The sequence below is a fragment of the Microbacterium allomyrinae genome (genome assembly GCF_020682705.1).
Classification (GTDB): domain Bacteria; phylum Actinomycetota; class Actinomycetes; order Actinomycetales; family Microbacteriaceae; genus Microbacterium; species Microbacterium allomyrinae.
The window spans coordinates 985,899-1,001,809 of sequence record NZ_JAGTTN010000001.1 but is presented as its reverse complement, the minus strand read 5'-3'; the positions used below and the strand labels follow the sequence as shown (position 1 = coordinate 1,001,809).

At 68.9% G+C, this 15,911-nt stretch carries 8 protein-coding genes; 3 read left to right on the top strand and 5 right to left on the bottom strand.

What is annotated here, in order from left to right:
* Positions 1 to 90: 90 nt before the first annotated feature.
* Both KEC57_RS04715 and KEC57_RS04710 read left to right on the top strand, forming a co-directional pair.
* Positions 91 to 4,809 carry a discoidin domain-containing protein gene (locus KEC57_RS04715; RefSeq protein WP_229383361.1) on the top strand — a complete coding sequence of 1,573 codons (4,719 nt, stop codon included), beginning with the start codon at positions 91 to 93 and terminating at the stop codon, positions 4,807 to 4,809.
* Between the two features lie 100 nt (positions 4,810 to 4,909).
* On the top strand, positions 4,910 to 8,401 hold the full coding sequence (locus tag KEC57_RS04710) for a family 43 glycosylhydrolase (protein ID WP_229383360.1): 3,492 nt from the start codon (positions 4,910 to 4,912) through the stop codon (positions 8,399 to 8,401).
* A 180-nt stretch (positions 8,402 to 8,581) separates the two neighbouring features.
* Here the strand turns inward: KEC57_RS04710 and KEC57_RS04705 are convergent, their stop codons facing one another.
* The 4 genes from KEC57_RS04705 to KEC57_RS04690 all read right to left on the bottom strand — a co-directional run bounded on the left by KEC57_RS04705 (position 8,582) and on the right by KEC57_RS04690 (position 13,708).
* Positions 8,582 to 10,516 carry a glycoside hydrolase family 127 protein gene (locus KEC57_RS04705; protein WP_229383359.1) on the bottom strand — a complete coding sequence of 645 codons (1,935 nt, stop codon included), beginning with the start codon at positions 10,514 to 10,516 and terminating at the stop codon, positions 8,582 to 8,584.
* Positions 10,513 to 11,406 carry a carbohydrate ABC transporter permease gene (locus tag KEC57_RS04700; RefSeq protein WP_229383358.1) on the bottom strand — a complete coding sequence of 298 codons (894 nt, stop codon included), beginning with the start codon at positions 11,404 to 11,406 and terminating at the stop codon, positions 10,513 to 10,515. The genes KEC57_RS04705 and KEC57_RS04700 overlap by 4 nt, the downstream gene beginning before the upstream one ends.
* 4 nt (positions 11,407 to 11,410) lie before the next feature.
* The gene (locus KEC57_RS04695) at positions 11,411 to 12,331 is read right to left on the bottom strand and encodes a carbohydrate ABC transporter permease (RefSeq protein WP_229383357.1); all 921 of its coding nucleotides are present in this window, start codon (positions 12,329 to 12,331) and stop codon (positions 11,411 to 11,413) included.
* A 78-nt stretch (positions 12,332 to 12,409) separates the two neighbouring features.
* Positions 12,410 to 13,708: an ABC transporter substrate-binding protein gene (locus KEC57_RS04690; protein WP_229383356.1), complete on the bottom strand. Its 1,299-nt coding sequence runs from the start codon at positions 13,706 to 13,708 to the stop codon at positions 12,410 to 12,412.
* A 176-nt stretch (positions 13,709 to 13,884) separates the two neighbouring features.
* Here KEC57_RS04690 and KEC57_RS04685 point away from each other — a divergent pair, with 176 nt between their 5' ends.
* A complete protein-coding gene (locus KEC57_RS04685) occupies positions 13,885 to 14,910 on the top strand; it encodes a LacI family DNA-binding transcriptional regulator (RefSeq protein ID WP_229383355.1) in 1,026 nt (341 codons plus the stop codon).
* Positions 14,911 to 14,943: 33 nt separating this feature from the next.
* On the opposite strand, the gene KEC57_RS04680 is transcribed toward KEC57_RS04685, so the two are convergent.
* A complete protein-coding gene (locus KEC57_RS04680; RefSeq protein WP_229383354.1) occupies positions 14,944 to 15,792 on the bottom strand; it encodes an NAD-dependent epimerase/dehydratase family protein in 849 nt (282 codons plus the stop codon).
* Between the last annotated feature and the right edge of the window lie 119 nt (positions 15,793 to 15,911).

The following is a 15,911-nucleotide window of genomic DNA, read 5'->3' as shown; positions in this document are numbered from 1 at the left end:
CCGCTGATTTACTGGCGCCGACTCGCCTCGCCCCGACCCTCCGTGAGCGGCGCCGCCGAGTCATCCGTTTCTCGATGGAGAGGATGGGCGATGTCGCCTATGAGAAGGAAAAGGGCGGTCGCTGCGGCGACCGCATGCGCACTGACCGCGGCCACGCTCGCGTTCGTGCCGACGAGCGCGTTCGGGGCTCCCGTGCCCGGCAACGAATCGGACGTCGGCGTCTATACGAACGGCGAGACCGACTCGATGGACATCGGCGACCCGACGTACACGAACCTGGCGGAGGTGGAGCAGAAGCTCCTGCCCGGTGTCGACTGGACCGCCGACAGCATGCACGACGCGATCTTCCAGAAGGATCTTGCCGCGGGCGGGACGGACTACTACCTCGACCGCATCCTCGGGGTGGCGGGAACCGCCAACAACACCGTCCTGCAGACGCGCGGTCGCTCGCTGTACCTGCGCGGGGGGAGCTCGTGGAACGTCATGGGTTTCGCGGGGTCCGCCTTCACCGGCGGCCCGAACAACCTCGGATCGCTCTACTCGGTGTTCGTGCCCGGCCAGACCATCGCCGAAGTGGGTGCCGAGCGCTTCAACGCGCCCAGCCATGCCTCGTCGCGCTACACGATCGGCACCACCGGCGTCGTCGCCGACATGCGCAAGTTCATCACCTACGACAACGTCGCCGTGACCACGGTCGCGTTCGAGAACCCCGGTGCCACCGCGCAGACGTTCACCGTGCGCACCTCGTCGCCGCTCGCCACGGGCGCCGGTGACGAGGGCGATGAGCTCATCGGCACGCGCACGATCACGAGCGGCTCCAACAACGGTCTCAACGACACGCCCTGGGCAGAGGTCGACATCGCGCTGAAGGCGCCCGGATTCGTGCGATCCGGCTCGAACCTCGATCGAGAGATCACCGTTGCCGCCGGGGGCACCGTCGAGCTCTCGGTCATCGGAGCGCTCTACAGCGACGACATGCCCGCCGGTCTCGAGCAGGCCCGCGCCTATGCCGCGCGGACGCCGGCCGATGCCTTCCGCGAAGGCGTCACCGAGTTCAACCAGCGCTGGGCGCAGGACATCCCCTACATCGACGTGCCGGATGCCGCGATCGAGAAGGCGCTCGTCTACCGCTGGTGGGGAGAGCGCTACAACTCGCTCGACACCAACGAGTCGGGCTACGTGTACCAGTACCCCACCACGATCGAGGGGGTGAACCTCTACCAGAACTCGGTCGTGCTGACGCAGCCGATGCATCTGCAGGACACCAAGTGGATCCGCAATCCCTATCTCGCATACGGGCAGATCCTCAACGTCGGAGAGTTGTCGGGATCGTCGGCGTTCCTCGACAGCCCCGGACACACGAGCTGGAACAACCACTACTCGCAGTACATGGGGACCGCGGGCCTGGAGGCCTACAACGTCTACGGCGGCGGACCCGAGATCGCCGAGCGGTTCGCCACCTACTTCGAGGGCGACGGCAAGGGTCAGCTCGAGCACTACGACGGCAACGACGACATGCTGATCGCGTACGACACCAACTACATGCCGGGCAACGACTCGGACGCGATCACCTTCGGCTATCCGCGCTCGAACGCATCGGCTCCCGGTGCACGCACGATCGAGCGTCCCGAGTCGGCGTACGTGTGGGGCGCCTTCGACGCCGCCCGCCAGCTCTACGCGCAGGCCGGGGCCGACGAGGCGAAGGTGGACGAGATGGCCACCACCGCCGACCAGATCCAGACCGCGGTCCTGGACCGGCTCTGGAGCGGCGAGACGCGGATGTTCCTCGCCGGGACGTCGCACGGGGCTCAGTCGGCGCCCTCCTCGGGTACCGGCACCAACCCGCTGAGCGCGGCCGAGCGGGACCTCATCCCCGCGAAGGAGTCCAACCTCTACGACATCTACGCGGAGGGTCTCATCCCGAAGGAGGACGCCGAGACGTATGTCGACGGCTACCGGTTCCTGCGGTACGGCGACAACTTCCCGATCTTCCCGTTCTACACCGCCAACCAGTACGACCGGGCGAAGTTCGGAATCGGAGGGTCCAACAACTTCTCGAACATCAACTTCACCGTCCAGTACCGCGCGGTGCGGGCAGCGCTTCGCGACTACGACCCGGAGCAGAAGTACATCACTCCCGAGTACGCGGCGCGGCTTCTGGACTGGATGGCGTGGAGCATCTACCCGAACGGTGACGCGCGCGTGGCCAACCAGGCCGAGTACTACTCGAACTGGAACCAGGCGGCCAAGACCTACAACCGCAACAACCCCAACCACGTGATGCTCGGCAACATGAACTACATCTACGTGGAGGACATGGGCGGCATCCGTCCTCGCGCGGACGACAAGATCGAGCTGTGGCCGATCGACCTCGGCTACGAGAACTTCATGGTCAACAACCTCCGCTATCACGGCAAGGACCTCACGATCGTCTGGGACGAGGACGGCTCGGAGTACGGTCTGGGCGCCGGGTACAGCCTGTTCATCGACGGTGAGCGCAAGGCGACCGCCGACGCTCTCGGCCGGTTCGTCTACGACCCCGCCGCCAACGAGGTCGTGGAGTCGGACGAGGGCCTGAACGTGGATGTCGTGTCGGAGGAGGGTGCCGACGTGCCCAGCGCCGTCGACACTCCGATCGACGATGCTCGCGTCGTGTCGTACCTGAAGACGGCGGGCATCGACCTCGAGGAGGATGCCGGCAACCTGGCGGCCGACGCCGCGCTCGCGTCGTCGTACACGCAGCAGGGTGTGCGTCCGACGCCGTGGCGCAACTTCCACACCCCCGGCTGGGGGACCGGCTCGATGAACTACACGCCGGGTGCCATCAAGGAGACCGAGCGTCCGGTCTCGCTGAATGCGGTGACCGACGGGACCACCGTGAACGAGCCCTACTGGGGCAACTACGGCACGACCGAGGCGAACGGCTACATCGACATCGACTTCGGCACGCCGCGGCGGTTCGACAACGTCAAGCTGTGGTTCGTCAGCGACCGGCAGGCGGGTGGATACCGCGAGCCGCAGGGCTATTCGATCCAGGTGCAGAACGGCGCCGGCGAGTGGGTCAGCATGCCCGATGCGTTCAAGGCTCCGAAGATCCCCGGCCCGAAGTTCAACGAGGCGCTGTTCGAGCCCGTCACCGCGAGCAAGGTCCGCGTGGCGTTCACGAACACACCGTCGTACTACACGGCCATCTCCGAGATCCAGGTCTTCGACTCGGGTCGCGAGGTGCCGGCGGTCGTGAACGACGCGCCGATCGTCACCGCCACGGCCGACCGCAGCAGCGACGGCAACCTGTCGACGACGCTCGTGGGCACCGTGAGCGACGACGGCATCCCGGAGACGGGGTCGCTGAGTCACCGCTGGTCGACGGTGTCGGCACCCGAGGGCGCCGGCGTCATCTTCGCCGACGACGAGGCGCTGCGCACCGCCGTGACGGGCACCGTGGCGGGAGCGTACGTCTTCCGTCTCGAGGCGAGTGACGGCGAGCTCACGTCGCAGCGCGATGTGCAGGTCGATCTGACCGAGAAGGCCACGTCCGAGGAGTACGGCGCCGTGGCGGCCATCACCTCGAGCGGCAGCGCGTCCTGGGAGAACCAGAACCGCGTCAACGAGGCGACCACGCCGGCCAGTTCCGCGCCTGGCTCGGGCAACGGCTGGGGGACGTGGGGTCAGGCGGCCAGCGGCACCTCGCCGGCCAGCGCCGCGTGGCTGCGCTACACCTGGCAGTCGCCGGTGCGCGTGGGATCGACGGAGATCTACTGGTACGACGACAACGGCGGCACGCGGGCTCCGCGCGCCGACACCTATGTCATCGAGTACTCCAACGATGGCACCACCTGGACGCCGGTCACCCTCACGAACGGCTCGACGTATGCGGCGGCGCTCACCCGCAACGCGTACAACCGCCTCGAGTTCGAGCCGGTCGAAGCCAGCCAGCTGCGCATCCGCATCACCGGTGTGCAGGGAAGCGGCGCCGGAACCGGAGTTCTCCGGTGGCGTGTGAACGGCGAGACGGTCGAGGGGCTCGATGCCCCCGTGGTCATCCGGACCGTCGTCGGCGAGATCCCGGAGCTGCCGGCCGAGCTGGACGTCGTGTTCGCGAGCGGCTCACGAGGCAGCGTGCCGTTCGTCTGGCAGGAGATCACGGCCGAACAGGTGGCTGAGACCAACGTGGAGCCGTTCGTCGTCTATGGCACGAACACCGCGTACGGTCTCATCGCCGAGGCGCAGATCTACGTCCGGCCCGAGAACTCGCAGGGCGGGATCTCGATCCAGGGAGCGCAGCAGTTCGAGCAGGCCGTCGAGGTCGGCGAGCTGCCGTGGCTGCCGGAGCGGGTCGCGGTGTCGTACAACGACGGTTCGCGGGACAACCGCGCGATCGGCGTCGAGTGGGACTTCGACGAATCGATCGTCGACGTGCCCGGCGTGTACACGATCACCGGGAACCTCGTGCTTCCGTCGTACGTCAGCACCGCCGGCACCACGTCGACGACGCTGACACTGACGGTCGGCGACGGGGTCGCGCCGGGGCCGAACGTCTCGGCGACGGTCGACACGCGCTGCGTCGCCGGCAAGATCCAGCTGGTCGTGAAGGCGACCAACGAGCACGACGGTCCTGTCACGCTCGCGCTGGCATCGGAATACGGCACGAAGCAGGTCACGGGCGTCGAAGCAGGCAAGTCGACGAGCCAGGCCTTCGCGGTCCGCGCCACGTCGGTCGTAGCCGGCGACGTGTCGGTGACCGCCACCGCCGCGGACGGCTCCACCAAGACGGTGGACGCGTCCTACGCGGCGAAGTCCTGCGGCTGATCCGCAGGCCGGAGGCGGCGACGGTCATCCGTCGCCGCCTCCGCACCCGATCCACCGATCCTGCCGCCCGTCGAGGCGGCACCCCCGATGAGGAGACAACGTGGTCTGGAAACCGAGCACCCTGAGATCCGGCATCGCCGCTGCCGCGGTGGGCATTCTGCTCGCCTCGCTGGCGCAGGCGCCCGCGATGGCGGCGACCGAGAACCCCATCATCGGCGACGGCAGTGTGTACTCCGCCGACCCGTCGCTGCTGGCCGACGGCGAAACGCTGTACATCCATGCCGGGCGCGATGAGGCCGGCACCACCACGAACGACTTCATCATGAACGAGTGGCAGGCCTTCTCGACGACGGATGCCGACGGCGGCGCGTGGCAGCACCACCCCTCTCTCATGCGGCCCGAGACCGTGTTCGACTGGGCGACCCCGGGGCGCGCCTATGCGGGTCAGGTCGTGAAGGGCATCGACGGGCGCTTCTACTGGTACGTGCCGGTGAACGAGGCGGCGAGCACCGCTCCCGACAAGTTCGGCATCGGCGTCGCGGTCTCCGACACTCCGCTGGGACCCTGGACGGATCACGCCGGCGGACCGATCGTCTCGCAGACGATCCTCGGCAACGACGCCCACAACATCGACCCGACGGTGCTCGTCGACGACGGCCGCGTGTGGATGTACTGGGGCAGTTTCGGCCGTCTCATGGCTACCGAGCTCCAGACCGACATGAAGACCCGGATCGGTTCGCCGACCAGCGTCTCCGGCGGCGTGACGGGCTTCTTCGAGGCCGCGTGGCTGTTCGAGCGCAACGACACCTACTACCTCGCGTACGCCGCGAACAATGCGGGGCCGACGAGCACCTGCACCCCTGCGAATTACCACGCGTGCATCGCGTACTCGACGGCGACGAGCCCGCTCGGGCCGTGGACGTATCGCGGGCGCATCCTCGCCCCGGTGTCGTCGACGACGAGCCACCCGGCGATCGCGGAGTTCCAGGGCGAGTGGTACATGGCCTATCACACCGCTGACGCGGTGGGCGGCAACCACTTCCGCCGCTCGGTCGCCATCGACAAGGTCGAGTGGGACGACGCCCAGACCCCCGCGCGCATCCTGCCCGTCGTGACGACGCCGGAGCGCAGCGTGGATCTGACGCCTCGGTCCAACGTCGCCCCGTGGGCCACGGCATCCGCTTCGAACGAGCCGATCCCGACGCAGTACTGGATCAGATCCCTCAACGACGAGCTCATCCGGCCCAACCCGCTGCCGCCGGACATGTGGGGCAGCTGGACCGGCACGCGGCCCGCGCAGCAGTGGATCCAGTACGACTGGGATGCCCCGGTGCGCGTGGATCGCGCCCGCATCAAGTTCTGGCGCGACGCCGCTCCCGGCACCGGCAACGGCGTCTCGGACCCGTCGTCGTGGGTGCTGCAGTTCTGGGACGCCGGTGAGTGGAAGGACGTCCCGAACCCGAGCGGCTACCCGACGACCACCACCGCCGTGCACCAGGTGACGTTCGGCGCGGTCACGACCTCGCGCCTGCGCGCCGTGCTCAACGCTGCGCCCAACTCGGCCACCCCGCCGCAGTACTCGGCGCTCGCCGTCGAGGAGTGGGAGGTGCACGCCGCGCAGCCCGACAGCGTCGAGCCCGTCGCCGTCCAGACGGTCGTCGGCACACCCCCCGAACTCCCCGAGACGGTGTCGCTGCAGTACGGCGCCGACGCCGTCGCGGCACCGGTCCGGTGGGATGCGGTCGATCCGGCCGATCTCGCCGCCGCCGGCGAGTTCACCGTCGGCGGCTTCGTCGAAGGCTATGCCGCGGGACGTGTGACGGCGACCGTCGCTGTCCTCGGTCAGTCGCCCTGGCGGACGAACCTCGCACCCACCGGCGCCCCGGCCGCCGAGGCGACCGCGGGCGGCTCGACGGTCGACGCGCTAAATGACACCGTGATCGCCTACACGGGTGCCGAGCATCCGGTGTGGACGACTGCGGGCGGCGACGCCGCGGCCCGCTGGGCGGGCTACACGTGGGCCGAACCCGTTCGCGTAGACGGCGTCACCGCGCACTTCTGGAGCGACGGATCCGGGCCGGATGCCGGCGACGGTGTCGCGGTTGCGCAGGCGTGGAGCGTTCAGGTCCTCGTCGATGACGAGTGGCGGGATGTGACGGGTGCGGACGGCTACCCGACCGACTCCGGCACTCCGAATGCGGCGACCTTCGATCCGGTGACGACCACGGGGATCCGTGTGGTGCTGACCGCGCAGTCCGACGGCGACGGCCACGCGGGTGTCGGTCTCGGCGAGCTCGAGGTCTTCGGCGAGACGCTCGACGCCGCGGCGCCCGAAGTGTCGCTCGCGGCCACGGGTGTCGAAGGCGCCAACGGCTGGCACCTCTCGACGGTGACCGTGCGGGCGACGGCGACCGATGACCGCGACGTGCGCACCCGTATCGAGCTCGCGGTGGACGGGGGAGCGTGGCAGGTCGCGGAGAACGTCCGTTCGGCCGACGCCACCGTCTCGGGAGACGGCCAGCACACAGTGAAGGCACGGGCGACCGACGCCGGCGGCAACACGTCGGAGGAGGCATCGCTCGCCGTCCGCATCGACGCGACGAGGCCCAGCGTCACGGGGACTCTCGACATCGCGTCGCGCACCGTGAGCGCGACGGCCGCGGATGCGGGATCGGGCGTCGCGGGCATCGAGTACGCGATCGATGCGCCGACGGGGTGGCAGGCCTACAGCGCGGCGTTCGGCGTCGACGATCAGCGTCACGTCGTATACCTGCGGTCGAAGGATGCCGCGGGCAACGTCTCGGCGCTGTCGACCGTGACCGTTCCGCTGTCGCCGGACGCGCCGCTCGAGGGCAACATCGCCCCGATCGCGACACCCACCGCGTCGTACACGTCGGGGTGGAACTCGGTGACGGCGGTGAACGACGGGGCTCTCACCGGGGCCTCGTGGGGCACCTGGCCCAACATCGGCGAGCAGTGGGTGCAGCTGGAATGGGACCGGGTGGTCACGATCGACCGCGCCGGCGTGCTGTTCTTCCGCGACTCGACCGACGCATCGAATGCGGGAATGATCCCGCCGCGGGAGTGGAAGCTGCAGTACATGAACCTGGCCGACGGGCAGTGGCTGGATGTCGCGGCCGCCGGCGCCTACGGGCGGTCATCGACCGCCATCAACGAGGTCGGGTTCGCTGCGGTCACCACCACGAAGCTGCGCGCGGTCATGCAGGCGTGGGGCGCGGCGAGCGGTGGTGGATCGAGCGGCATCCTGGAGTTCGAGGCGTGGGCCGCCGAGGCGGCCGCGCCGACGCTGGACGTCGACGTCACGGTCGCCGGCCGATGCGTGGCGGGCAAGGCGACGCTCGTGGTGGTGGCGGCCAACGGCAGCGACGTCCCCGTGACCGTCGTGCTGCAGTCGCCGTACGGCGCGAAGACGGTCGCGGACCTCGCGCCCGGCAAGCGCAGCAGCCAGGCCTTCTCGACGCGCCAGGCGACGGTGCCACCCGGCGAGGTGGGTGCCGTGGTGACCGGCGTCGTCGATGGGCAGACCGTGACGCAGGAGGACAGCGTCGAGTACGACGCGCTCACCTGCTGACCTGCAAGGCGTTCGTGCCCGGGGCGGAGGATCGCCCCGGGCACGAACGCGTTCGCGCCCTCCCGAGCCGCACGCGGATCGGGAGGGGGACGGGGTCGGCGAACGGGGAGGCGAACGGGCCGGAGACGAGGATGGCCTCCCGGGGATGCCGGGAGGCCATGTCCTTCGAGTGGGTGCGCGTCAGGGCGTCTCGGGGATCCACACGCGCATCGTCGACGGACCCCGCTCGGCCCACTCGTGGTACGGAACGAGGGCCACTTCTGCGAGTGCGGCGCCGGTCTCGGGTGCCGGTGCGCCGTACGGCCAGCGTCGGTCCTCGAGCGGCAGACGCGCCAAGGTCACCCAGACGCGTCCGTCGCGCTCGACGGGCTCGGTGCCGGCGACGATCGCGACCTGTCCGACGTCGTCGATCCCCGCCGCAGCGAGATCGACCGACTCGAGCGCGAGCACCTCGGGGCCGCGCTCGATGGCGACGCAGCCGCGCACGGCGTCGATCCGATCGTCGGGGGTCGACACGCGCGGAGCCATCGGCAGATCGAGCTGCACGACATCGCCGACGCGGAACGAGTGGCGGATCTCCACCACGCCGGGCTCCACCGGTCGCTGCTGGACGAAGTCGGCCGTGACGATGCGCAGGGTCGCGCCGGTCGCCCACGACGGCACGCGGAGCGTGAGGGTCCATGGCGCTGCGGCATCCGTGGTGTGCGTCACGATCACGCGGCCGTCCGCCGGGTAGGCCGTGTCCACGTCGAATTCGACCCGACGCCCGTCGTCGAGCGTCGTGCGCACGGTGGCCGGTGCGTACTGATGCAGCTGTACGCCGTCGGAGTCGGCGGTCGCGATGTAGGCGTCCAGGCTCGCGAGAGTGCGGGCCACGTTGGGCGGACAGCACGAGACGTCGAACCACGGAGCGCGCAACGACGATGACGCGCGTGGCGAGGTGCCGGCAGGATCCGCGGGGATGCCCGGCACACGCTGATGCAGGGTGTTCGCATAGTAGAACGAGCGTCCATCCGGCGCCGGCGAGGTGGCGAGCACGTTGTACAGCGTGCGCTCGATCAGATCGGCGTGACGCGGGTCGGCGCCGGCGAGCAGGAGTCGCCACGAGAACATGATCGACCCGATGCCCGCGCACGTCTCGGAGTACGCCCGGTCCGGCGGCAGCTCCCAGTCGTCGCCGAACGCCTCGTCCTGATGATGCGACCCTTGACCGCCGGTGACGTAGGTGCGCCGGGCGATGGTGCGGTCCCACTGGCGGCGCAGAGCGTTCAGCAGCTCGCTGTCGCCGGCGTCCACCGCGACATCCACGGCGCCCGCCGCGAGATAGTTCGCGCGCACGGCGTGACCCCGCAGAACCTTCGCCTCTCGCACGGGCACGTCGTCCTGGAAGTACTTGCGGCCCCACTCGATGTCGCGAAGGGTTCCCCTCCCGTGACGCTCGACGAACAGACGCGCCTGAATGAGGTAGCGACGCTCGCCCGTCACTCGCGACAGCTCGGCCAGGCCGACCTCGATCTCGGCGTGCCCGCAGATCGCGACCCTGCCGTCGGCGCCGAACTCGGCGCACACCAGGTCTGCGGCGCGGCGTGCGACACCGAGCAGGCCGTCCGGGGAGCCGGGCCGGGTGCGCTCGCGCGCGACCGCCGCCTGGAACAGATGCCCGAGGCAGTACAGCTCGTGGCCCCATTCGAGATCGGACCATCGCGGATCCTGTCCGGGCCGTCCGAACCTCGTGTTGAGGTACCCGTCCTCCTCTTGAACGGCCGACACTCGCGCGGCCACGTCGAGGAAGCGCTGCTCGAGTGCGCCGTCGTCGGTGCGTCCGATCTCCCAGGCGAGGGCCTCGAGGTACTTGTAGACCTCGGAGTCCGAGAACTCGCGTCCCCGGCGCCCACTGGGCAGACCGCCGCTGACGGCGAGGTCGAAATTCGGCAGCCAGCCTTCGGACTCGAGGCGCGAGCCGACGTGGTCGAGCGTCTCGCGGCCGTTGACGCTCTGGCGCTCGCCCCAGAATCCGCCGGTGATGCGGACGTCGCCGAGGCCCAGGGGCCTGAGCCGGCCATGGGTGGGAACCACAGGCGCCTGCGGCGCGGGGGTGATGGTGTGCATTGTCATCCCTTGAACGCTCCCGACATGAATCCGCGGACGTAGTGCCTCTGGAGGATGAGGAACAGCACGATGCACGGGAGGGCGAGCACGACGACGCCCGCCTCCGTCGCGCCGTAGTCCACGACGCCCTGCACCTGGCCACGAAGGTTGGCGACAGCGAGCGGCAGCGTCATCCGGTTCGTGTCGCTGATCAGGATGAGCGGTGCCATGAAGTCGTTCCAGGCGGTCAGGAAGGCGAAGAGCCCGACCGTGACGAGCCCGGGCTTGACCGCCGGCAGCAGCACGCGCCACAGCGCTCCGAAGCTCGAGCACCCGTCCACCAGGGCGGCTTCGTCCATCTCGCGGGGGATCGACTCGAACGAGATGCGCATCATGAACATCGAGAACGGCAGCTGGAACATCGTGATCACCAGGGCCACGCCGACCAGGGAGTTCTGCAGTCCGACTTCGTTGAGGATGACGTACAGCGGGATCAGCAGTGTCGCGTACGGCACCATCAGGATCGCGAGGGTGACCAGGAACAGCACGTTCTTTCCCGGGAACGAGAAGCGTGCGAACGCGTAGCCGCCCAGCAGCGAGATGAACAGGGTCAGCGCGACGGTGAGTCCCGACACGATGAGCGAGTTGCCGAGATACACCCAGATGCCGGCCTGATAGTCGGCGAGGGCCAGATAGTTGCCGAAGCCCCAGCCGTCGGTCTGGCTCGTGCCCGCGAGCGGCTGGAAGGAGGAGACCCCTGTCCAGATCAGCGGATAGAGGAAGATGACCGCGAGCGCCGCGGTGAAGACCCAGTAGGGGATGCCGTACGCGATGCGCGCGGCAGTGCTCCGGCCGTGGCGGGGTCTGGTGTGGCGCGCCTTGGGGGCCACGATGTTTCGGGTCAGTGTCTCGGTCATGGCGTCAGCTCTCGTCCGGGCGGCGGAACGCGCGCAGTTGGAAGACGTTGATGATGATGAGGGCCAGGAGCACCAGCACGGACAGCGCCGCGGCGATGCCCAGGTTGTTCTGGCCCTGGAAGGCGACGTTGTAGATCAGCTGCACGACGGTCATCGTGCTGTTGTCGGGGCCGCCCTTGGTGAGGATGTAGAACTGCTCGAACGCGAGCAGCGACCCGGTGACGCACATGATCGTGGTGAGCGCGAAGGTGGGTCGCAGCAGCGGAACGGTGATGTCGCGGAACGTCTGCCAGCGCGAGGCGCCGTCGATGCGCGCGGCCTCGTAGACGTCGTCGGGGATGCCTTGCAGCCCCACGAGCATGAGCAGCATGTAGAAGCCGGCGTAGCGCCACACGATGAGGAAGATGGTCGACCACAGCGCGCCCTCGGGCGTGCCCAGGAACGTGATGCCCCACGACGCCATGAGATCCGCGAAGGGGCCGGCGATCGGCGAGTAGAGCACGTAGAAGAGGAGGGATGCCGAAGCCAGGCCCAGCGCGCTGGGCACGAGGAAGGCGGTGCGGAGGAAACCCTTCCACCGGGTCGACTCCTGCACGAGGAGCGCGAGGCCCAGCCCGAGCCCGATGAGGATGACGGTGGTGAGGGCGGTGTACAGCAGCGTGAAGCGGATCGACTCCCAGAACAGACGCAGATTGACGGCGTCCACGTAGTTCTCGGGCAGGTTGGGGCCCTGGTTGCCGGTCATCAGGGGCCAGTCGCTCGCCGACATCTGGAAGACCAGGCCCAGTGGCACCAGGAAGAGAAGGATCACGAAGATCGCGGTGGGGGCGGCGTAGAGCCAGCCCTGCACCGGACCGCCGAGGGCGGAGCGGCTGCGCGGGCGTCTGTTTCGCACGCGGGTGTTCGCGAGAGCGCTGACGGCCATTTCGCTGCCTTTCTGAGAAGTTTCGGAGACGAGACGGGGCGGTCGCCGACGGGCGACCGCCCCGCTGTGGGTCCGGTCCTACTGGCTGAGGACCGCGGTGATCTCGTCGTTGTCGGCGTCGACGGAGTCGTCGCTGCCGAGCACCGCGTTTCGCACGAGCGTCATCCACGGGCTCCCCGGCGCGTTGAACGCCTGCTGGAACTGGAGCGCGACGGGGGTGTCGCCCATGCCGGCGACCTCGTTGATCGTCACGAGACGCGGGTCCTGTGCGGCGTACTCGTTGTCGGCGAGGTCGGAGCGCGATACGGCGTTGTCGTCCTTGGCCAGCACGCCGACCTGTGCCTCCTCCGACATCATCCACTGCAGGAAGTTCCAGGCCTGGGGTGAGAGCTCCGAGTCCTTCGAGATGCCGATGCCGTCGCCGCCGACGAACGTCGAGGCGCCGGCATCGACACCGGGCAGACCCGCGACGCCCGCGTCGAACTCGAGCGAGGAGAGCAGCGTTGCCGGGAACGGCATCACGCCGACCTTGCCCTCGCTGAAGGCCGCGGTCCAGGTCGGGCCGGTCTCTTCGGCCGAACCCGGCAGCACGGCGCCCTCGTCGACGAGGTCCTTCCACGTCGAGTAGACCTCTTTGGCGGTGTCGCTGGCGAGAAGAGACTCGGTGCCCGCCTCGTTCATGACCTGGTCGCCCGAGGCCCAGATCGAGGGGAACCACGTGAAGACGAGGCATCCGCCGCAGTTGAGGCCGGCCGCGGTGCCGTAGGTGTCGGGCTTGTTCAGCGCCTGCACCGCCTTGGCGGCGTCGGCGAACTCCGCGAGCGTCGCGGGGGCAGCCTCGGGGTCCAGGCCCGCCTCGGCGAAGAGCTCCTTGTTCCAGAAGAGCATCGAGAGGTCCAGCACGAACGGGAGGATGTGCTCCTGGCCCTCGTAGGTGCCTGCCGAGAGGTGGCCCGCGTTGATGGAGTCCTTGTAGTCGAGGCCGTCGATCTGCGAAGTGATGTCCTGGAACAGGCCCTGCTCGACCCAGTTCGGGACGTACACGATGTCGGCGGCGAACAGATCGGGAAGCCCGTCCGAGCCGGCGGCTGCGCCGACCTTCGCCACGTAGTCGTCGTTGGGAACGACCGTGAGTTCGACCTGATTCTCGTGGGAGGCGTTGTAGGCGTCCACGAGGAGGTTGGCCTGGCGCTCCATGGGTGCGCGCGTCCAGAGAGTCAGGGTCGATCCGTCATCGACGCCGTCGGCGGGGATCGACTCGGCGGGGGTCGGCGTATCGCTGCCGCCGGCGCAGGCGGTGAGACCGCCGATGAGCGCCCCCGCGGCCACGAAAGCCGTGGCTGCACGCAGTGCGGCACGACGTCGGGTAGTGAACATGCAACTGTCTCCTCTAGCTCTTCATCGAGCGGATGACGCCGGCTCCGGGGCCGGCACCGCTGTCCTGGTGGGTCGTGAGATTCGAAATCTACGAAATCCCTTTCGGCAAGGTATCGTGTGTTCCGCTGGGTGGTCAAGTGGCCAGTCCGATAACCTTTCCGCAACCAGGGGGCGATGTGACATCGAACGAGAGCGGGTCGCGGGCCGCGACGTTGAGCGACGTGGCGAAACGTGCGGGTGTGTCCATTGCGACAGCGTCCAAGGCGCTCAACAACCGCGACGATGTCGCCGTGGCGACGCGTCAGCGCGTCGTGCAGGCGGCGGACGAGCTCTCGTTCACGCCGAACGCGATGGCGAAGGGGCTGCTGGCCGGGCGCACCGGAACAGTGGGGCTGCTGACGAGCGATCTCGAGGGCCGTTTCATGATCCCGATCCTCATGGGGGCAGAAGATGCTTTCGGTGCCGGGCAGATCAACGTCTTCCTCTGCGACGCCCGCGGCGACGCCATCCGCGAACAGCATCACCTCAAGGCGCTGCTCAGTCGCCGCGTCGACGGGATCATCGTCGTCGGCCGCGCCACCGACCCCCGGCCGTCACTGGGTCAGAGCCTGCCGGTGCCCGTCGTCTACGCCTACGCGCCGTCCGACGACCCCCGCGATCTGTCGCTCACGCCCGACAACTACTCCGGCGGCCGGCTGGCGGTCGAGCACCTGCTCGCCTGCGGCCGGACGCGCATCGCCCACATCACCGGCGATCCTTCCTATGCCGCGGCGCAGGACCGTCTGGCCGGCGCCCGCGCCGGCCTCGAGGGGGCCGGGCTGTCGCTGGTCGGCGAGCCGATGTTCTCGGAATGGAGCGAGCACTGGGGGCGGGATGCCGCGGCCATGCTGCTGGGGCAGCACCCCGATGTCGATGCGATCTTCTGCGGCTCCGACCAGATCGCCCGCGGCGTGCTCGACACGGCCCGGGATCTCGGCCGCCGCGTTCCCGACGACCTGGCGGTGATCGGGTACGACAACTGGGAGGTCCTCGCGACGAACTCGCGGCCGGAGCTCACGAGCATCGACGCGAACCTGCAGATGCTGGGCAGGCTCGCCGCCCAGCGCGTCTTCGACGCGATCGACGGCGTCGACATCGGAAGCGGCGAGCACCACTCCCCGGTCCGTCTCGTCATCCGCGGATCGACGATCCCCCGCCGCTGATCACGCGGGGAGTGTGTCGCGTGCGGGTCGGGCTCAGCCCACGTGATCGCGCCACGAGTGGCGGGGCTCGTAGCCGAGCAGCCTTCTGGCCTTGTCGATCGACAGGAGCGTCCCGTGCTCACCCGCGTCGGCGGTCACCGGCACGGTCGGGAAGACCTCGGCGATGAGCTCCGCGTTCGGCCGTGTCATGACGGTGTCGGCGGCGGCGATGAGGAACTGGTCGAAGCCCGCCGGTGCGACCTCGAGCGCGCGCTGCACGGCCTGCGCGCCGTCGCGGGCATCGATGTAGCCCCAGAGGTTCCATTTGCGCAGCCGCGCGTCGTCGTCGAAGGACGGGAACTGCGCGTAGTCCTCGGGCACCATGACGTTCGAGAACCGCAGCGCCGTGATCGACAGGTCGGGATGCCACCGCACGAGTTCGACGGCGAGCTGCTCCTCGAGCGTCTTGACGAGCGAGTACACCGACTCGGGTCGCGGCGGGTACGCCTCGTCGACGGGGATGTAGGGCGGGGGCGCGTCGAACGGCAGGCCCTGCACGGTCTCGCTGGATGCGTAGACGATCCGGCGGATGCCGAGTCGCACCGCGGCCCAGAAGACGTTGAACGTCGCAGCCATGTTGTTGTGGAACGTGGCGATGTCGCTCCGGATGCCGGGGGCGGGGATCGCGCCGAGATGCACGACCGCGTCGATGCCGTCGTGGCGGTCGCCGACGCCGCCGAAGGCGTCGATCACCTGGCCGTAGTCGGTGAGGTCGACCTGGACGAAGGATGGGCCGCGGGTGCCGACGAGGTCCATGCCGACGACGTCGTACCCGGCCTCCCGGAGTTCGCGGGCGACGACGGTTCCGAGCTTTCCGGTGGAGCCGGTGAGAGCGATGCGCATTGGTCCAGCGTGCCACGGGAGGAGTCCGCGAGGGCGGAAAACCGTTTCGGAAAGTGATCATTGTTTCCGGTAACTGTTAGCGCTACCGTTAAGAACGCGACGCCGAAACCCCTTTCGTC